This is a genomic window from Paraburkholderia fungorum (assembly GCF_902833645.1).
In the GTDB taxonomy this organism is placed as follows: Bacteria; Pseudomonadota; Gammaproteobacteria; order Burkholderiales; family Burkholderiaceae; genus Paraburkholderia; species Paraburkholderia fungorum.
Genome location: NZ_CADFGE010000021.1, coordinates 106499 through 126374, shown reverse-complemented (window position 1 = coordinate 126374; position 19876 = coordinate 106499). Strand labels below are relative to the sequence as shown.

The window sequence follows — 19876 nt, the reverse complement described above, 5'->3', positions numbered from 1 at the left end:
ATCAACCGAAACGGGTGATCACGATCATTCGGAATCCGTGATCACGATCCGTCGGAATGCGTGATCACGTTCGCCGAAATACGCACGAAAGCGAGCGCGCGGGTCTTTTTGCGGTCCATCGGCTGTCGATTCCCTACCTGAGTCAGGAGTGTCATATCTGTGGCACTCGCAACGTGGTCGGCAGCCCGTTAATGGTCACATGTTCAGGCTGTGCTGCGCAGTGGGACCAGGATTTCAATAACGCAGCCAATCTGCTTCGTGCGATACAGAATAAAAATCAAACCGCATAGAGGTAAAAATAATCCTTTGCAGATTATGCGGGGACATGTAAGATTGTCACGAATTTTTGACAGTCGTGCTGCGCGTTTATTTGCGGTAACGCTGTGCCAATGCCGGGGCACAACAAGCCAGCACAAGCCACAACGGGACCATGCCAGGAATCCACTCACCATCGCGCTGCCCGAGCAGCCTTCTGGCACCCTGGATCCAATCCAGGACCAGCCTGACAGTGCGGGACGCAGATGCTGCCGGCAGGCACGTGGCGCCAACGCCTTCGCGGCTGGCAAACGGGTGACCGAACCATGGCGGACGACCACCTTTTCGACGAATCAGCGTACCGGTCCGAACTGGTCAACCGTGGGATACCGCCAGCGGACGCCGCGCTGACCGCAGCCAACATGGCGCGCGCACGTGCGACCCGTCCCGGATTGAAGTCATCACCTGCCGGTAGCATCGCTCTTCCGCCAAAGGGCACCGAACTCTTCGACGACTCGGCGCCCGCTCACGAGAAAGCACCTGGCAGCAAGGTTCGGCGTACGACGAGCCTCCAGAAGTCAGATCCCGGCGCGCTGACCAAGCGCCAGCGGATGCTGATAGAAGAAGCGTTGATGATCGAGGAGGAGGAAGCAGGCGTCGCCGGCGCCACAGGCTATCTGGCGCGAACACTGGCACAGGCTACGCTACCGCATTCGGATCCGAAACTACCGCTCGGACACATCTACAGCCGCGACACCGGGAAACTTACCCTTACGGTGAGTCCCACGAGCAAACGCTACGGCATCCCGTACGGCTCGGTGCCGCGCATGATCCTGGCCTGGATCTGTACCGAAGCGGTCTATACGAAGGAACGGACGTTATCGCTCGGACACAGCCAGGCGGAGTTCCTCGAGAAGGTCGGGCTTCACAGCAACGGGCGCGACATCAAGCGATTCCGCGACCAAAGCATGCGCCTCTTCAAGGCTGTGATCTCCATTGAGTACGTCGATGACCATGTCGACTCGTCGAAGCGCCTCATGATCTCGGACCAGTCCAACGTCTTCTGGCATCCGAAGTCCATGGACCATAAAGCCATCTGGGAAAGCACTCTCGAACTCTCACAACGCTTTTTCGACGAGATCCTCAGCGCCCCGGTCCCCATCAAGATGGAGGTGTGCCACGCGCTCACCAAGTCGCCGTTCGCCATGGACATCTACGCGTGGATTACCTACCGCATGTACATCCTCCGCGTCTCCGGGCGCAGCGAGGCCCTGATTCCATGGATTGCCCTGAAACAACAGTTCGGCGCCGGCTACCCCGACACGCAGCGAGGCGTGTATGACTTCAAGGCCAATTTCAAAAAGCGCTTGAGAGAAGTTCTCACGTTTTACCGCGAAGCAGACGGTCACGTGACTGTTACCACCCATCATTTGCGGCTCACCCCCTGTCCGCTCCACATCGCTCCCCGCTAGACACCTGGTCCGTGTCGGCACTCTGACCGGCCTCTGGCCGGTTTTTTTTCAGCCTGGCTCGCGTACCACACGCCACGGCGTTGTCCGCCCTGTCAACCCTGCACAACCTTGTGGATAACCGGACTTGTCCACGTGTATCCGCTCAAATCGGTCCAACGCCCTACCAGGCAAGCGAATGCCGCTGATCGGGCTGAGTTGTCCACGTGTATCCACTCAAATCACCGCGTGTATCCGCTCAAATTTGTGCGTGTATCCGCTCAAATTTTCGCCACGTGTAATCACTCAAATCCCTTGCTGGACAAGGAGTCCAGAGGAGGGCCGTGTTCCAGCAAGTAGTTGCAGGTAGCTTTTGCAGGTAGTTCTTTTTACAGGTAGATAGCGACCCTCGACGGTGGACAACGCGATGCGTTGCCCACCGCCTCCGGCCGCTCTACGACGAGATGGAGATATTTTTCGCAGACAACCCACCCAGTCGTCGCGCAACGAAACCTGGACTTGCCCCACCCGAAGCAGTCAAGCGGCCGCGAATTCCCCGTCGCTTATAGCGACTCTCCCGAGCTAGCGGCAGCTATCCGGGAAACCGACGGGCGGCTACCATGGCGGAATCGGAGACTCGGACGCAATTGAACCGCCACGCCCATGCCTACTGTTGACCATCTCGCCACGTTCCCCATTCAGGGAGCCGCTCTAACGCCACGTCTGCGTACGCTTCTCAGTCCTATAGGGCTGGATCCCCTGGAGCAGGTGGACGTCACCACCGACCTTGAATTTGACAATCACGGTCCTAACGGCGAATACGTGCACATGCTAATGGCGGTCGTCCCCGAAACGGTTGAAAGTCCCGTGCCCATTCTGAACGAGGCGGCAGGTGGCGTGGTGTCTTCCTCAGTCCCCGTTCTCGGAAACAAAGGCTTGAGCGCAGAGTTTGCGCCCAGCATGTCTGGTTACGACTACATCGTCGCGTCCTGGGGCGACGGATCGCATTACACGTATGCCCTCGCTGAAAAGGTGTGGATGGCACTCGGATTATCACCACGGTGCCTGGGTAACGAACAGCAACGCATCGTCTACGATGACCTGGGCATCCCCGAGTTCGCCGTTGCAGAGGGCGAGATTGCTCGCGAATACCATTACAAGTCATCTCGAAACGTTACGTGGCGGATGTCTAATGCTCACCTCCGAAAATATCTTTGGATGCGTGGTGCGAGAGGTGTTCGAAGTTTCTACTATCAAGCAAGCCTTCCAGACTCGCCGGAACTTAGGCATTTTATGGGCGGCCAGAGGCATATCGACCTCAAATCTGATTTGGGCTGGTATCAAATTGATATCCAGGAGCAAAGAGGTCGCCTGTTGCTTCAGGTTTGGGCGTCGGTTGACGCTGTCTCATGCGAGATGTGTCCTGAGCGCTCAGCGGACAATATCGTATGGTTCGGCGTTGAAGGCCCCGTCACTCATGCCAGTGCTAATGCGGATCGAGACCATCATGTCATTTACCTGGATGATCGATTCCTTGATCGATACGAGCAAAGCAGTTTCTACGACACCACACCCGTGTTCGCTCACGGACAGTGGCTTTGCAGTCCGTCGTACCGCGGGCAATGGAGCTTCTCGGATTGCAGGCGCATCGGGCGAAACCTGATACGTGTGCGGCTGAGAGAGCTGTATAAGCCGAAGCCTGAACAGGAAATCCTTCATGCGCATTCGTTTGCGCTCGACCAGGTGCTGGCGGCTCAGTTCGATCCGAACGAAGAGCACATAGCAGCCAAAACCCAGCGGTTTGTGTTCGCGCTTTTGACGTTAGGCGACAATCTTTCTCGACTAGGAGCTATCGTTGGTGAGGACAAGTCAGTCGAAGAACTTGTCGGTTTCTCGGCCACCGAAATCAGGGATAACGGGTGGCTTCACTATCCGAAACTCAGCCGCCTAGCGCAGGTTGCACCGCTGTCGATGTCTGAGCAAGAGTTCCTGGGTCGGTGCAAAAGCCTTCACGAAATCTGGCAGAAGCTTCCGAACGGTTTTCTGAAACGCATCCTCCAGGCGGCTGGATGCCCGAAAGGCGAGACCGACAAACTCGGAAGCGTAAAGCTCCTCCAGGCCCTTCTCAACGTCGCCGAGAAGCTGGATGTGCAAGATGAGGATGCGAATGCGTTCAATAGCTCTGATGTGCCTGAAGGGTGGAACGAGCCGAACGAGAGATTGTCCGCTTTGTTCGTGGCCTACGATTTACGAATCGCGGATGCACACGAAACTTTCGCACTCGCTCTGCCGCGTCTGCAGGATTTGGGCTTCGACACTGCAAGCCTTCAACAAGGATACGGACGCGCAATTGATTTTGTAATGGACAAAGTCATTGAAGCGTTTGAAAACATTAATGGCCCGCTAAGTCGCATCCTCGCCCGTTGAACCAAGCTAGCGGTCACGAGTGCGAGAAGCGGAGGATCACGCGGGATGACGTGCAGCTATTCCCTCATGACCGGTTTCCCTCGGACTGCGGCCGCGGCGATCCGCCCGCGCGCACCTTGTCAATGGCCGCCTCTGCCGCCTTCTCATAGCTTCGAAACAGATCCGGAAAAAGAGCCAGTTGCTGCTCAAGTATGTCATACAACGACAGGCCGCAACCGCGGTTCGCTCGATGGTCGCCAGAGCCTGCTAAGGACCATTTGTACGTCATGTTTTGCTGTTCCTGTTATGCGTGTCTAACGTGTCGCATCGCGTCTATCCCAGTACCACCAGAACAGGTAATCTTCGACGGCGCATCGTGCGGCAACACAAAACAGATCAACGCTTTCGGCTTCACTTCCAGAATCTGGTAGCGGCGGCCCGTGCGCGTAACCAGCTCGTACGCATCGCTGCGCGCACTTCATCAACACTGAATCCATCCTCAACGACGACTGCCGTGTCTGGCGTATGCATGTCGGACCTCGAAGGAGTGACAGCACTGGTTTTTCATATCGGTCGTGCCTTACGGCCACGTCGGGCGCGTCGGGTACCGAGATTAAAAAATGTTGGCGATTAAACCCTCGCCACCGGTTCGAACTTCATTTCCTGCTACCCGACGGATGCCCGTCGGTTGTTGATTCAACGTGCGCTCTCCACGACCAGGTCTATCGCGACTGCACCGACTGGCCCTTCCTCCGCGCTAAGGGGCCGATCAGCAGCGGCCCGCAGGTCGCGCCGACCACGATGCCAACGGCAAGTCCCACGAGGAATACCGTTGCCCAGGTGCCATCTGTCCCGTGTTCTGCGATCCATGCCTGCGTCGCCTCGCTGCGTAGATCCTCGTACCAGAGATACAGCACATACGCGATCACAGCGACCATCGTCCATTGCCCGGCGCGCGATCGACGCCAGCGCGTTACCACAGCTTTCATCCAGACTCCCGTAAAGAGGTTTCACATTGAACTGGCGGCCCCCCTCGTAAACCGGTGTCGCGAGCCTGTCGCCGCGCGGCACCAGCCGCACATGCACGCTGTACAAGCCGTGAATTGCGCGGTGGAATAGGGCGTGCACAACTGCGACGCAACACCTCGTCGTCTGCCACCACCAGCAGCCGCTTGCGAGTCCGCGAAAACGCCGTGTACACGATCCCGCGATGCATGAAGCCCGCGTGACCGTCCGTGCAGATGAAGATGACCTCGCGGTACTCCGAGCCCTGCGCCGCGTGCACCGTCAGGGCATAAGCGAGAACTAGCGCATCAAGGTTTGTGCCGGGATAGCGGATCTCGCGCCCGTCATCAAGCGTAACCACCAGGTACGACACCGAATGGCCCGTCGCGTCCAGGTGACACCCGGCCAGCGTGCCCGTGTCGCCATTCACCACCTGCTCATAGCGCATCTGGCCATTCGCTTCTTCTCCCTGCTCAAGACGCAGGTTCTGCCTGATCATCAGGCGATCGCCGAGCCTCAGGCTAGTACCGGGGACGCGCCGGCCCTGCGCATTCAGTTGCTCGCGCAGCGCGTCGTTCAGATAGGTCACGTTCCAGCCCGGCACCTTCACGTCGCCGCGCCGCGCGCCCATCAACAAGCCTACGTGCTCGATGCCGCTGCGTCTGACCGCGCGCAGATACGCGCCTATCACCTTGCCGATGCCAGCGACGTCGGTCGCCGGCAGTCCGTGCGAAAACCTTACATCCGGGCGGTCTACGCAATCGCATTTGCCGGCCCGCGCCTGGCGCACGACCTCGAGAATTCCGCCATCGTTGCGATGCGTTATCGAAAGTTGCTGGTGATCCGCATCCAGCTCCAGCAGGTCAACAAGCATTTGTCCCGGTCCGACCGATGCCAACTGGTCCGTGTCGCCCAACAGGACTATGTGCGACCCGGCCGGCAGCGCGTCGAACAGCGCACGCGTTAGAGCGAGGTCATTCATGGACGTTTCGTCTGCGATCACTACGTCCGCAGGCAGCGGGTTCTCCTCATTGTGAGCGAAGCCGTCGGCTTCCACCCCGAGGGTCGCGTGTACCGTGGCCGACGACATCCCCAGGCGCTGCACCCGAGCGCCCAGTACTTTCGCCGCCTTGCCCGTTGGGGCACAGAACACAATTCGGAGCCCCGCGCCGAGGGAACACACGACCTGCACCAATACTTCGATCATCGCGGTTTTGCCGCACCCGGGGCCGCCTGTAAGCGTGTGCACAGAGCACGTCGACGTCAGCATGCTGATCATCGCCTCGCGCTGGCTGTCGTCGAGTCTGAACGATTCACCCATGCTCCACTCGGCCATGCGCACTTCACGCTCCAGTTTCTCCCGTGGGGCCTCAGTGATGGGCGCCGAGGCTACTGCGAGGCGCCGGCCCAGATGCTCCGCCAGCGCCAGTTCACAGTTGTACAGCCAGAGCGGGTAATAGCGGCCTTCAGTTACCGCGATTGGCTCGCCCAGCTCGACCGCGGCACGTAGCGCAACATCAAACGCCACCGCCGCATCGTATTGCGTGATGCGGCGGGCGACTTCGTCAGCCATCAGAAAGGTGTGGCCGGCGCGCTCACAGCCTTCACGTACCGCGTGAGTTGCGAGAGCCGCCAGACGGAAGACGTGGTCGGGTGGAAATGACAGTTGGCGGCCGATCGCGTCTGCCGAAGTAAACCCGTAACCGTCGAGTGAGCGGACGGCCTCGTACGGATTTCTGGAAATGCGTTCCCAGGCAGCTACCACCGGGTCCGCCTGCGCCCCGACACGCTCGAATACCCAGCCCGCAAGACGGCGCAGGAGGTAGTCGTGCACGCCGCTGGTCCCGAGGCGCAACGAGAGGTTCCGGTAAATCGCAATTTCTGGACCCTCGTCGTCAGACATGCGCACCGGACGCTTGGTCACGACGCTGAAGTCGATCGCATGAGGATTCGATACCAGCTGCTCGCGCAGCGCATCCAGCCCGCCGGGCAGCGCGCGCGCCCACTCAATCAGCTTCGCCGCAGTCCTCTCGCCACAGCCGGCAAAGTTTCTGCGCAGATGCCGGCGCAATGCCCCTTCGTCCTGAGGCACCTCCAGCACCGCCGCGCGAACCTCGAGCTGCCGCCCGTACCGGGCATGCTCGCGCACCCATCCGGCCAGCCGGTAATCGTTGCCCTCACGCAGACCGAGCAGGGTCTCGCCAACACAAGTCAGGAATGAGCCATCGGCGATACGGACACTCGCGCGTGCCCACTTGCCGTTATAGACGGTGAGGGTGGAGAGCCGACCGACGATTTCATCCATGGCTGAGCTTGCGTCGCGCGAAAGAACGGGGCGAACAACAGAATAAATTCAAAACCAGCTTGTGGTTAATAATACCTTCAGGAGAGTCCGAGATTTATTTTTTGCCCACACATTTCTGTCGCTAGGTCAACCCATTGGGGAGGCCTTACTTTTTACTGACGAAATGGGGAGGAAAGATGAATCCAGCCTGTACTTCCGCAGAGCAGGGCAGTGGCGGGGCACAGGAAACAAACCTTTCCATGTGGACCCGCGTGAGCAAGGCAGCACCACCACCCGCGGATGCCGCCTCGCGAGCAGATCCGGGCGGTATTACGGTGGCCCTGCGGCAGCTGGCGTACCTCGCAAGCGCGGAATTTGGCCCGATCGGTATCGGTTGGGGTTATGACCTCGAGGAGGATGTGTTGCGCGAAGGTGCGCCCATTGTGGTTGCTGGGCAAGTGGTTGGTCGTGAGCTCATGCATACGGCCCGGATCCGCTTCTGGCATCGACGCAGCGACCACCCGCAAGAGAAGGTGGAATTCACTGCGCGTGCTCATGCCATGTTCGTCTCCTCGACGAACGCGGGTCCGATGACAGATCCCGATGCCCCTGCCCGGACGGAGTTGCAGGCGTTCGCGGTCTGTATGTCGAAGATTGGATTCAACGTCGCGGGCATTACTGCTCCTGCGCAGCAAGCAGCCACGTCAGTGCAGACGAGGCTCACGCCGTTAGCAGAAGCGGGGGGCACAAGCGGTGGCAGTTTGGCGGTCGGTTCCATTCCCGCCAACGAACGCGACATCCTGGACAACAAGGTAAAGGGACTCGCTGTCGTCGACGACCCGGAAAACATCCGCCGTGCCAGAGAGATGGTTTCGTCAATTCTCCAGCACCCATTGGCTATCGCGGAGTTTCAGGAAAAAGCTAACCAACGCATCGAAGAGATCGAACGCAGCAGCACGCGTTCGGCCCACTTCTGACCCACAGCCCGTGTGACTTCGTCGCACGGGCTTTTTTCTATCCTGGAACGAAATGCACTTCAGGCCAGTCACCACCCGCACCACCCGACAGGTCAAGAAAGGCTCCTCTCATGAGGTCGCGCCTTTCGACATCCGCCTCATCTACCGGAAGGCCTTTGACCTCGGGCTAGGTGGGCCTGTCGACACCGCGAGTGCACTGTCGCTGGGCCTGGGCGCCACGCTGTCCTCACCGTTTTTCGCTGGCAGCGTTCCCGCCCTCGTGCCGTTCGGTGCGGCGCTGGCCGGCTCCACGCACCTCGCGCGGCGCATCCTGAACCCGTGGAAGCGACACTTCCACCTGAACAGCTCGATCGACGTTCGCTCGTCGCCCGCGCCCGTGCACGGCACAAGCGGGCTGATGGTTGGCTACGCCACCGACACTGGCGAGCCCATCATCATCGACGACGACAACCTCTTTCGCCACGTCTGGATCGTTGGCCAGTCAGGCGTCGGCAAAACCGTCGCTGGCTCGCTGATGATGTTTCAGCAGATCCAGCGGGGAGGAGGGGTGCTCTTCGTCGACGGCAAGCTCGATGAGGACAACATCCTCACTCTGTATCAGTTCTGCAAGTGGGCCGGGCGTGCACACGAATTCTTCGTTCTTAACCCGGGCAACCCTGCACTTTCGAACACCTACAACCCGATCCTCGAGGGTGATCCGGATGAAGTCGCCGCGCGCCTGCTATCGCTGATCCCGTCCACCGAATCCAGCGCCGGCGCTGACTACTACAAGCAGTCGTCCAACCAGGCCCTTGTCACGATCATCAGTGCCTGCCAGAAGACGGGCCTTGCCTACAACTTCTATGACCTTGCGGTTCTGCTGAACAACGCACGTGCGCTCGAAGAACTGCAGGCGACGCTCGTCAACCGGTTCCCGCGCTCTGATGAGGCCCGTAACCTCCGCCTCTTCCTCGACAACTACCGGCACCCGTCAAACGATCCGAAGAATCCGCTTCGCGGCCAGATCGACGTGAAGAAGATGAAGGATGTCCTGGGTGGCATGGTTGGACGCCTGTTCACATTCGGCACCAACCAGTTCGGCGAGGTGATGAACACCTACAAGCCGGACGTGCGCCTCTATGAAGCGATCAAGGGCAACAAGATTGTCTACGTTGCACTGCCTACGATGGGCAAGGACGTCGCCGCGTCGAACTTCGGCAAGATGGTGCTGGGCGATTTTCGTACCGCAGTGTCGTGGCTGCAGGCGAACCGTGCAGACCGGCCGAAAATCCCGTACATGTGCTTCTTCGACGAAGCCGGCTCGTACGTTAACGAATCGTGGGCCCGAATTTTTGAACAGGCACGATCCGCAGGCATTTTTCTCTGTCCGGCGGTGCAAACCGAGTCGAATTTCAAGGCCATCAGCGAAGATTTCGCTGAAATGGTCACCGGCAACACCACTACCAAACTGTTCTTCCGTATCGGGTCGCAGACGACTGCCGAGTCGGCAGCGGACCTGATCGGCAAGCACCTCACTGTCAGGCGATCGATGACCGCGTCTGATAGTGCCTCGAAGTCGCAGGACGCCCTGCGCGCTGCACCCGGTGCAACTACGGGCGATTCCAGCGGTGAGAGCTACGCCGAGCGCGAGGAAGAAGTCCATCGCGTGACGCCTGACCAGCTCAAGGCACTCGACAAGGGCGAGGGCGTCATGTTGTACGAGGGCAAGCACGTGTACAACCTGCGCATTCCGCTCGTGAGTATCACTCCCGAAATGAAGCAGAAGATTGGTCCGATCCGGATCAACAAACCACGTTTCTACAAACGGGAAGGCTTCAACTATAGCGATCCGGACAAGCTGGATCGCTTCCTCTCGACAACACATAGCAATAGCGGAGATGGCAATGGCCACGCCACAGCCTGAGGGAGTATTCGATGCATATGGGGAAAGTCTGGGCGATCGTGGTGATCGTTGGGATATTGATGGTTTTGATACCACCGATACGGCACGTCGTCTCGCATTTCTTGACCGCCTTCGTCAGTCCCGCGATCCGGGTGATCTTGAGGGGGATGATCCTCTGGATCTGGGCATTCTTGAAAGGTATCATGCGCCACCACCTCGTCTTGATCCGAAATTTGCTGATGCCCCGCCAGGCACTCTTCAAGACGCTGGACACGTCGGAAAGCGACGACGAGTAGCCGAGCGGCTCGACTACATCACGCAGGAGGACTTCGAGGAAGGTGCAGAAAGAGACGCTTTCAAGCTGATCTACGGCTTTGCCGTCGCGCTCTTTGGCACCAACGCCACGCCCGAGTCGCGCGCGCAGGCGATCGAATTCTTCTTTTGCGATTCACCTGATCACTTCAGCTTCCAGGAAGCAGCGATGGCGATCTCACCGACAATTCGCACGGACGTTGTGCTGCTGCGTTTCCAGTACGAGTTCTGGCGCCGCTACGATATATTTGCCGAGCCCTTTCCGTTTATCAGCTCATTGCCGGTTCCGCCGCGCGTGGTCAACGCCGCGGCGTTCGCCGGCAGCGATATCGGCATGCTCGCGGCACGCAACATGTGGCTGCAGCCAGGGATCCACATCAATACCCTGATTGCCGAGATAGGCGATGAGCTCGACATGCGCACCGAAGCGGAGCTCGAAAGGATCCTCAATGTCATCAATCAGATGACCGACGCGTACCTCTTTTCCCGCAAGGGCGACAGCCTTTATGTGACGCTACGCAATCCGGAGCTCGAACAGGAAGAGTGGGCCGCGAAACACCGGGTCGACAGTTCCCGCTCGAAAATCTGGTGGACGAGGCTTTTCTGAGCCTGCAGCGCGCCTCCGGAGGTCACACTGCCACTTAATTTTCGCCACGCATCTCCATCACTTTGACTACGCCCAGCATGGGAAATGGAGATCGTGATGCAGCAGCTTTTGTGTTTTGCCGCTGGGTTGAACCAGCTGGCAAAACGGGTGTACGATTGGGTCATGAAGAAATTCATCGCCACCAATGGACGCGAAGTGCTCAAGGCAGTGACCCCCTCGGGCGTCACGGTCAGCATGGACACGTCGGTACCGCTCGAGGCGCTCGAGGCTATGCAGAAGAAGCTCCAGGCAGATCTCTCTGTCGACGAGCATGCTGCGACTGGCCATCGCCGTCCTGTCAAAAAGCCCCACCAGAAATAGCCTCCCGGAGAACCTCATGCCTACCTCGCAATTTGTGCGAGGCCAGGTGCTGAAGTGTCTTTTCCCGTACGATAACGCCTCTGATCGACCCGGTCCCCACCCTCACTACTGCCTTTATGTGCAGGACGTCGAGGTGCAGGACAAGCGGTTCGTGATGGTCTGCTACGGAACATCCCGTCTTGATCCCGCGTTGCTGCGTGCGCACTCAGGAATGATCCTGAGCGTACGTTCACCCATGATCAAAGGCGAGATGCCTGGCGATGTAACCCATTTCGTGGCGGATCACGTTGCATTGCTTCCGTGCAACGATGACTGGATCTATGGCAGTTTCGATGCTCGACTTGACTTTGTGAAGGAGAGCAGCAGGACGAAGACACCGGAGCACCGGCGCCTCTATGATGCGTTTGTAGCTTTCGAACGCGTGATGAAACGTGCAGCATCCGACGGCATGAGTCTCCTCATTGCCAACGGCACCGTGGGCTTACCCCCACATATAACGCTTCGCTAACCCAACACGCCCTGTGCAGCATTGCTGCCCAGGGCGTTTTTCGTGCGTGACCCAAAAACAAACTGCAAGTTCGCAGCCTGATGTTCCACCGCAGCCCTTCACATGGACGGAGCTCCGCTATCCGCGTGCGGCGGTCGTCACATATTTCGTGTGCAGCGACCGAACTCGACGGTTGTGTACTTAGGAGTCCTTATGCAATTTGTCATAATAAAAGTTATCGAACTCGGTGGTACGTTTGGGACTGGTTCATCTAAAGTACCTGGCGGATGGTTCTGACCGCAACGGTGTCTTGATCAATGGTATCTTCGGCGTTGTGCATGCCACCGCGCGTGATGGGCGGGTTAGCGCCGCATCAATTGGCCTCTTTTAGGTGGTGAACCGGGCGCCACGAACATTTCGACAGATAGTTAGTCTTACTGTGTCATTTATTTTTCAGGCTACTGCGTTAATGAATGGTGCAAGCGTTGCGTGAGCCGTAGTCCAAGCAAGATACGCAAGGTAGTGATGGAATCAGGAACGTGGCGTTGTGCGCGCTGGACTGCCGCGTGCGATGTAATCCGCGGGAAGCGCAGGCAGCGCGCGTTCAACGAAGTTTTTTTTATCGCCGGTACCTGATCCCATCCTGAGTCTCCGGGCCATCAGAAACCCATATGCGGCGATACTCAGTGTGGCGTGGTGGTGAAAGCCGCGCCAGCCGCGACCTTCGTAGTGACCTAGTCCGAACTCCTGCTTTAGATCCTGATAGTCGCGTTCAATACGCCAACGCATCTTGGTCACGAATACGAGTTGTTCAAGTGTCGCCTCGACGGGAGCCGTACTGAGAAAGTATTTGAGCGGCTCCGTATCTCCATCGGGCCATTCAACGAGTAACCACTCTTCGGCGCGCTGGGTACTGCTCCAATAGTCGCGATGCGCGGGACGAACCCGCACGGCGGCAAAGCGTGAGGAGAGTGCCGCGTTGCTGCCTTCTCGCCAGGTGACGGTTTGCCAGGCGTTCGCGGGTAATTGCATGGCCAGCGCCTTGACCGCTTGTGGTTCGCGCCCGGGCGCACGACGCAGCAGCGTAGGCGGCTTGCCGCGCCCACTCCACGGCTTGGGCGGCAGCGGTGCCGTACCCGTTGCCCACACTGAGGTTCCCGGGCGAATCCCCACGGCGTATAACAAGCCCAACTCGCTTACGCCATCCCGAAAGGCCGTCTCATCACCATATCCCGCGTCGGCCAGCACGATGCCCGGCACAATCCCGGATGCAATCGCTTCGCGCAGTTGGGCCAACGCAATCTGTGGTTTGGTTGCGAAGGACTTATCGTCGGGAATGCCCGCACGACGGGCACGTTCCCGATCGTCAATCCATTCCTTGGGAACGTACAGCTGCCAGGCGATCGGCAGGCTGCCGCGTTGCGTCGCGATCGATAAACTCACTGCGACCTGACAGTTGTCCTGTTTGCCGAGCTGGCCACAATACTGGCGTGCGACTCCTACCGAGTGGCGCCCTTTCTTCGGGAAACCTGTGTCGTCAATAATCCAGTAGTAGCCGGCTTCTTCAGCCGCATACGCGCCTAGCGCGGGCATCACCCATTCGCGCACCCGCTGCATGATCGCCTTGTCGGACCACTCTGCCTTGGCAACAAAATGGTGAAGCGACTGATGCTTCGCGCTCGCGTGAAGCGGATCAATATGCGCGGCCATTGGCTCGACGCTCTTTCGTGAAAGCGGCAGCACCAGGCCAGAACAGTAGCCTTTAAGGCCGGCGTGGCGATCCGCATGCCCTAGTTCTTGTGCCAGATGGTTGAGATACACTTCAAACTCGTCGATATCTTCTGTCATTGCGATCGCCCGTAGTCTCTATTAGTTCATACTACCAGGCATCGCAGTTTATTGACACAGTAAGATTAGTGGTCTCCCTCCGAACAGTACTTCTGCATTGAAGCAGAGTGGCGGCCATTCTCTCGCATTTGCCGGATAGGCATGCGCGCGTCATCCAGAACGCGTACGCGGCGCCACACACGGGGGCGCAAGAGCGCGAGCGGGCGGCGTAACTGCCCACGGACCGCTATGACAAATTTGGGCCGGGTACGATACAGTGTCCCCACTCTACAAATACAGCTAAGAACGGACCATGCTTAGAGAAATCCAGTGGGGACGTGGCCTAATGCGACTCTGGGCCGTGATCACGGTGCTTTGGCTCGCAGCTTCAATCTACTCAACGGTGATTCCCCACTACGTCACCGAAGCTCCTCCGGGACCGCCGAGCGCGGCTGAATTACAGAAGAGCGTGCAGGACCAACTGGACTGCCGTGGATACGATGACGACAAGAATACCGACAAGCCTTGGTTGCACTGGAAGTGCGCCAAACCTGTGGGTCAAGATTCCCTCTTGGACATCAGCGTCCAAGATGCCAACGACGGCACATTAACGATCAATGATTCGGACGGGGAGCAGGTTATCGGCGTACCCAAGAACGCCAGCGCGAAGCAGATAGCGGACAAGCTTCATCGGCACTTTGCGGAAGAAGCCTCCAAGCGATTTTACAAACCCGTGCCGCGCGATGCGCTGCTTGTGCTTGGCCCTCCCGTGATACTGCTTCTTTTCGGTTTGGCAGGTTCATGGGTGCTGCGCGGTTTCGCTAAACGGTAGAATCAGCAAATCATCATCTGTCTGGAGAAACGAATGCTTGAATGGCTATTCGCGTCGATACCGTACAGGTAATCCGAGCACGTACCTGCGGTCAGTTGCAGCTATCCCGAGCACGAAATTGCGTCGATTGCAATTCCGCCCGGTTTCGAGCATAAATAACCACAGTCACAAACAGAAAATCCATATGGGATTCCTCAGCAAGCTGTTCGGAAAAAGCGAACAACCGACGCAATCACGCAATAAAGCTGATCGCCGGACAAATCTAGAAAAAATCGTCGACAACATCACCCCTGCCTCCATGAACGAGGACGTCAAGATGTTTGCCAATCCGGAGAAGGTCCCATACGCGCAGGCTATGACCGTCCTGTTGTTTTCCCGAGTGTTCACGAGGGATCTTCGGGATTTTTTTGAAGAACTACCCGAGCCATTCAAAACCAACTGGCCGTTTCCCCACGATCGTGTTTTCGCGGAGGTTGCGGCATTCTATTACTTTGTGCTCTTGCACGATTGCAGCCCAGAGCCATCAGAAGAAGATGATTGGAATGCGAGGGATGAAGACGAGAAACTAGACGATGGTCCAAGTGATCCATATTGCGATAGCTTGAATACGTCCCTGTACATTTGCAGCCGTTCCGTCTATTCCTTCATGGATAAGGCTATTCATGAACATTACGTAATCAATCGTGCCAATTCATATCTTCCGCTTCATCGGGGCAAGAATAGAGGCGCGGTAGAGAAGCTTGTTGAGCACATCATGGATGTCTGGAACCCGAACCCGGAAGGTACGTCCCTCTTTGATTTACCCTCGGCCATCGGCGAGCTCCAACTATACGGCTTTGTTATCAAAATGCCATTAGACGACGTGATCGCTGCGTGTAGAGGGCTCTACGAGGAAAAGACGAGAGACCCGAAAGCGTTCTGAGGCCGTTCACAAATTGCGAACGCCTCCGGCGCTTACGGACGATCGGGTCACCACAACGAGATCTAACGACGTATGTTTGCTTCCGTCGACCCCGTGCCGTAAGGCTCAGCGCAGTCGGTGCGTCGCGACCGTTCAGCCGGTACCGCGCTATCGCGTTTAGGCATCCATTCGCCGGTAACAGCAAGCGCTGGCACTATTTCATTCGAGTGCGGAGCAGGTCCGCCAACTCCCCCAATGCGTGCGTGATCTCGCCACACATATCGGCAAATTGTGTCGAGTAGCTTTGCTCACTGCTGCGTGGTTCCAAAATCTTATGATCTGCGTCGATCCGGAGCTTTGCCAGCTTGCGAAGGCACGCCGTGTACACACCGGGAGCCCCAATTTTCTTCTCTATAAGTTCAAACAACTGCAGCGTACTCAAAGGACGTCCGGTCTCAGCGTGAGTGAGATCCGCGCCCGACACGCTGAAATTGCTGACGAGGGCCGATTTGAGCTTTGGCTGGTCCACGTTGTCCGGGCCTAAAACCTTATACAACTCACTCGCCGCGTCGCAGTACGATTTGTACGTTTGTTCGACGGGCATCCGGAGGTGCCTGTTCTCAAGCCTCTTGAAAAACGGCGTGGAACCGGCTGCAGCGTTCACCTGTTCGACTGCCGTCAGCAAGGCGGAAAAAGGATCGTGATAATCAACGAACTCGCCATCATAGGTACGGCTTATGAAGGTGCGGAAGTGTGTATCGGACTTTTCGAACTCGGGGCTCTCAAGCTCGTGGGCGTGCCAATACCGTTGTTCCGGCGCGCGCATGTCGGAAAGGTCCTTGTAGATCGCAGTTACGGCAACGTGGCCCGATCGGAGTCGGCGCTTGCCATACCGAACGTAGAGATAGCGATCATCTGGCGCGTTCGACAGGGAGGATATTTCCCCCCCGGCCAGTGAGTCATTAGTCTCGTACATTTCAGGATGATCCAGGTATCGGGAAAGGACCTCTTCGGAAAAGTAAGCGAGGCCGATTTGATGTGCACCAAGATGCATTCGCTCCGTGAATTCCGGCAAACCCTGCTTCGCCAAATCCGACAGGAAATACGCTCGCTTCAACGCCTCTGTCGAAGGGAAAAAAATGTGAGTTGTCACCGGCTCGGGGTCAAAATCGACCCCAGGGTTGTCAAGATCGAACTTGAATTGGTACAACTTCACATTCATGTTCATGGTCCCGTACCCCGCATCGGCTAACTCCTCAAATGTAGTCAGCACCAAGCCATGATCTAGGGCAAGCTCCCGCGCTACGTCCAGTGCGCTGGTCCCGCAGAAGCTGCGGAACCAGCCGGAAACTGTGGCTGACAGTACTTGTTCTGCTTGGGCGTTTGGGAGCATGTGAAGTGAACCCGCGAAGTTCGAATTGCCCCATTATCCAATGACTGGGGCCTAGTCGCTGAGACTGGGGAACCTGACTATGTTCACTGTGGGGCAATTAGTCGAATCTCTGGGGCACGACGACGTGGATGTTCGTTGGTCAGATATTCCGCTGCGGTTCCCCGTACAATCGTTCACTTGCCCATCCACACGTCCGCTGAAGGATCCGTCGCATGAGCACGACCGTGCCCACCATCACGCGCCTGTCTGACCTGTTACCCCCCGACGAGATCGAGCGCCTCGACAAGGCGCCGCTGCAACCCAATGGAACTCGTCACCCCACTTGGTTCGCCCTACACTCGCCGGAACCGCGACCGGTGGACAACTTGGTTCGCACGTCGGTGCCGGCTATCGCGCAGGAAACCGGCGGCGAAACGTGGTTGAAGGATCTCGTCACGCGTCTGCTCGACTTCGAGGACGACAGCGGTAGCTCGTCAGCCTTGGCGGAAATCCGCGCGTACGGCGGCCTACTTGAAGCCGGGTTCCAGGTCGCACCCATCAAGCGGAAAAACACGTCCACGCCCGACTTCACCGTCGACGCCGGCGACGGCCCGGTGACCGTGGAGGTGTTCTCGAAGCACCAAGACAAGGAACAGGACAGGCTCGTGGCCGCCGCCCACACGCCGGACGGTGAGCACCCGTATGGGATCGAACGCTCGCAGATGACGGTGGGCGACAGGACGGTCCGCACGTCGGTGACCGAGTTGACGCCAGCCGGCCGCCCGGACCCGACCAAGCCGAACGACAGTGTGCAGGCCAATCTCATCAGCCGGGTTTGCTCCATGAAAGGCGACGAGAGCCAGGTGGACCCCGAGCGGCCGTGCGTGCTCATCGCCGACTTTACCCACTTCGGCGGTCCCGTCGCCGCGCAACTGCTCGACCCGCACCAGACGTCGCCCCTCATCCGCGGGCACTTGGGTCTGTGCAGCGGTGGGATGTGGTACGGGGTCTACGGGTGGAAGGAAGCGCCGGTGTTCGAGGAGCGGCCGGCCGCACCGAAGCGCATGGGCCACGACGGCCGATTCCGCCGCGTCGAGAAGAAGAGCCGCCTGTCGGCCGTTCTGTTCGTGTTTCACGAGGATGTCGTGCTGCTCGAAAACCCGTGGGCGACCCGGCCCCTACCGCCGCTAGCGCGATTCGCGTTCAGCCGCTACCCGTATTTCAACCTGCCGTACTCGATCGCAGATTGGCACCCAGGCAACACCCAGTCGATCGTCGAGGCCCAGCGCAGCATGATCGAAGCGTTCGACGCCTGACACCACAAGACAATCCAGCAGCCATCAAAGCGGAGGCACGATGCAAGCCGAAGTCCGACGTATCGAGCTATCTGAGGCCGCTCTGCAGGCGCTGAATCCGCATCAGCGGTACGTCTTCGCTTTGGTTGGCCATGTCTTCAACGAACTCATGCTCTTGCAGAAATGGGCGCACCTAAGCCGCACGCCTCCGGGCAGCCCGGGGCCGCAAGAAGACGCAGCAGTGGTGATCACGATGTTCCTCATACACTACTGTCTGCAAAAGTGTATGAGGCCCTCCACGAAGACGCATTAGGGAAGAAGTCTGTTGCCGAGGTGCTTCGCGCTGACTACTTCGGAAAGGTGGATGGCCTGAATGACAAATCGGATGCCGCTCTGATGCAGTCTGAGGAGTTCGCGACAATATCGGAGAGCAGCGCGCGGTACGTATCTCCGGACTCGTCCGCCTGCTGGGCAACAGCGAGCAGCACGTTGAACAGCTTGTGGGTGAGGAGCGTGATCTTGCCGTGCTTGGGCTGAATCGCGATCGCCTCAACGGCTTTGCGCAATTCGGCGGAGCTTGGGCTCACCAGATCGGTCTTCTTCGCGCGCGTTGTGGCGATGCGTCCGGTCGATGAAGGATTTTGTGCGAGCATACCCTCTGCGGTGAGGCGCGGCTATAGGCCTTATCTCACCATTTCCGGTGAGGTGGGTTGGGCAACGCAACTCACCTTGGCTTGCTTCGGTAACTGGCGAAACTGGCCCGTCCCCAGCAATCACTTCCGCTATCGTTTGCTGTCGATTCCGTGCTGGACCCCGGCGACCACGCGGAGATCCGGCCACAGGACTCGTCAGAAGTCGGTGTTACTATCGTTCGCTCAGATCAAGGCCCCTCACCGATACCCGCCTCGGACGACCGTTCGAATTTCCACCCAGCACCTTCGTTCGAAGGAACAAGCAGTGACCCGATCACACTCGCCGGCGCGTTTCGATGCACCCGGAGACGAGCAGCATCGACATATCGTGGATGCCATTCATGACCATGGCTGGTCGGAACAGGACAATTTTTTTCCACCGGATTTGACGCTCGCGCTGGCGTTGGAATGTGCAGCGCTTGCGACGGCCGGGACACTCACATTGGCGCGTGTCAGCCAGGGCGCGGCGCGATCGCTCCAGCCCGATGTGCGCGGAGACCGGATTCAGTGGCTGGAGGCGGGCCAGTCCGAAGCCTGCGACCAGTATCTCGCGATCATGGAAATGCTGCGTATCGCGTTGAATCGCGGGCTCTTTCTGGGACTTGAAGAATACGAAAGCCACTTCGCATACTATGTCCCGGGCGCTTCGTATCAGCGACACCGCGATCAATTTCGCGATGACGATAGCCGCACGGTGTCCGTTATCGTCTATTTGAATGCGGACTGGCTGCCTGAGCACGGCGGTGCATTGCGGTTGCATCCAGAGGGCTTGAGCACGCAGGACATCTGGCCAGTCGGCAGCCGGATCGCGGTGTTTCTATCCGCCGACATGCTGCACGAAGTATTGCCTGCGACGCGCGACCGTATGTCGCTCACGGGATGGTTTAGACGCCGCACGTGATCCCCCTGTCGGATCTCATGCCTTCGCCTTCCT

Annotated in this window: 16 protein-coding genes and 1 pseudogene; 11 read left to right on the top strand and 6 right to left on the bottom strand. The window is 58.3% G+C overall.

Features of this window, described 5'->3' with window-relative positions:
• The first annotated feature begins 581 nt into the window (after positions 1 to 581).
• Both HWX91_RS40070 and HWX91_RS40065 read left to right on the top strand, forming a co-directional pair.
• Complete coding sequence (locus HWX91_RS40070) at positions 582 to 1727, top strand: replication protein RepA (protein WP_208459056.1); 1146 nt, start codon at positions 582 to 584, stop codon at positions 1725 to 1727.
• 744 nt (positions 1728 to 2471) lie between these two features.
• Positions 2472 to 4130 (top strand): hypothetical protein, encoded by a 1659-nt coding sequence (locus HWX91_RS40065; protein ID WP_235429541.1) that lies wholly within the window; start codon positions 2472 to 2474, stop codon positions 4128 to 4130.
• Positions 4131 to 4194: 64 nt separating this feature from the next.
• Here the strand turns inward: HWX91_RS40065 and HWX91_RS40060 are convergent, their stop codons facing one another.
• The 3 genes from HWX91_RS40060 to HWX91_RS40050 all read right to left on the bottom strand — a co-directional run bounded on the left by HWX91_RS40060 (position 4195) and on the right by HWX91_RS40050 (position 7419).
• A complete protein-coding gene (locus HWX91_RS40060; protein ID WP_028199899.1) occupies positions 4195 to 4398 on the bottom strand; it encodes a hypothetical protein in 204 nt (67 codons plus the stop codon).
• Positions 4399 to 4831: 433 nt separating this feature from the next.
• Positions 4832 to 5098 (bottom strand): hypothetical protein, encoded by a 267-nt coding sequence (locus tag HWX91_RS40055; RefSeq protein WP_028199900.1) that lies wholly within the window; start codon positions 5096 to 5098, stop codon positions 4832 to 4834.
• Positions 5095 to 7419 (bottom strand): ATP-dependent DNA helicase, encoded by a 2325-nt coding sequence (locus tag HWX91_RS40050; protein WP_052660820.1) that lies wholly within the window; start codon positions 7417 to 7419, stop codon positions 5095 to 5097. Before HWX91_RS40050 ends, HWX91_RS40055 begins: the two co-directional genes overlap by 4 nt.
• Positions 7420 to 7658: 239 nt before the next feature.
• Between HWX91_RS40050 and HWX91_RS40045 the strand changes: the two genes are divergently transcribed.
• The 5 genes from HWX91_RS40045 (at position 7659) to HWX91_RS40025 (ending at position 12044) form a co-directional block, all read left to right on the top strand.
• A complete protein-coding gene (locus tag HWX91_RS40045) occupies positions 7659 to 8375 on the top strand; it encodes a hypothetical protein (protein ID WP_028199901.1) in 717 nt (238 codons plus the stop codon).
• Between the two features lie 52 nt (positions 8376 to 8427).
• Complete coding sequence (locus tag HWX91_RS40040) at positions 8428 to 10278, top strand: type IV secretory system conjugative DNA transfer family protein (RefSeq protein WP_025576774.1); 1851 nt, start codon at positions 8428 to 8430, stop codon at positions 10276 to 10278.
• Positions 10259 to 11176 carry a hypothetical protein gene (locus HWX91_RS40035; RefSeq protein ID WP_127837882.1) on the top strand — a complete coding sequence of 306 codons (918 nt, stop codon included), beginning with the start codon at positions 10259 to 10261 and terminating at the stop codon, positions 11174 to 11176. Before HWX91_RS40040 ends, HWX91_RS40035 begins: the two co-directional genes overlap by 20 nt.
• Before the next feature lie 84 nt (positions 11177 to 11260).
• Positions 11261 to 11536, top strand: coding sequence for a hypothetical protein (locus HWX91_RS40030; RefSeq protein ID WP_027693484.1), 276 nt, complete (start codon positions 11261 to 11263; stop codon positions 11534 to 11536).
• Positions 11537 to 11552: 16 nt separating this feature from the next.
• A complete protein-coding gene (locus HWX91_RS40025; protein WP_027693485.1) occupies positions 11553 to 12044 on the top strand; it encodes a hypothetical protein in 492 nt (163 codons plus the stop codon).
• Between the two features lie 510 nt (positions 12045 to 12554).
• Here the strand turns inward: HWX91_RS40025 and HWX91_RS40020 are convergent.
• Entirely contained in the window at positions 12555 to 13871 is a 1317-nt protein-coding gene (locus HWX91_RS40020; RefSeq protein ID WP_027693486.1) for an IS701 family transposase, read from the bottom strand.
• Positions 13872 to 14163: 292 nt separating this feature from the next.
• On the opposite strand from HWX91_RS40020, the gene HWX91_RS40015 reads away from it, so the two are divergent.
• Positions 14164 to 14682 (top strand): hypothetical protein, encoded by a 519-nt coding sequence (locus HWX91_RS40015; RefSeq protein ID WP_028199905.1) that lies wholly within the window; start codon positions 14164 to 14166, stop codon positions 14680 to 14682.
• A 184-nt stretch (positions 14683 to 14866) separates the two neighbouring features.
• Positions 14867 to 15604 (top strand): hypothetical protein, encoded by a 738-nt coding sequence (locus HWX91_RS40010; protein WP_028199906.1) that lies wholly within the window; start codon positions 14867 to 14869, stop codon positions 15602 to 15604.
• A 193-nt stretch (positions 15605 to 15797) separates the two neighbouring features.
• Here the strand turns inward: HWX91_RS40010 and HWX91_RS40005 are convergent, their stop codons facing one another.
• Complete coding sequence (locus HWX91_RS40005) at positions 15798 to 16976, bottom strand: hypothetical protein (RefSeq protein ID WP_028199907.1); 1179 nt, start codon at positions 16974 to 16976, stop codon at positions 15798 to 15800.
• Positions 16977 to 17188: 212 nt separating this feature from the next.
• Between HWX91_RS40005 and HWX91_RS40000 the strand changes: the two genes are divergently transcribed.
• Complete coding sequence (locus HWX91_RS40000) at positions 17189 to 18271, top strand: hypothetical protein (RefSeq protein WP_027693554.1); 1083 nt, start codon at positions 17189 to 17191, stop codon at positions 18269 to 18271.
• A gap of 383 nt (positions 18272 to 18654) precedes the next feature.
• Here HWX91_RS40000 and HWX91_RS39995 read toward each other — a convergent pair.
• A pseudogene (locus HWX91_RS39995) lies at positions 18655 to 18870 on the bottom strand (replication initiation protein); the annotation flags it as partial.
• 337 nt (positions 18871 to 19207) lie between these two features.
• Here HWX91_RS39995 and HWX91_RS39990 point away from each other — a divergent pair.
• Positions 19208 to 19843, top strand: coding sequence for a 2OG-Fe(II) oxygenase (locus HWX91_RS39990; RefSeq protein WP_028199908.1), 636 nt, complete (start codon positions 19208 to 19210; stop codon positions 19841 to 19843).
• The last annotated feature ends 33 nt before the right edge of the window (positions 19844 to 19876 follow it).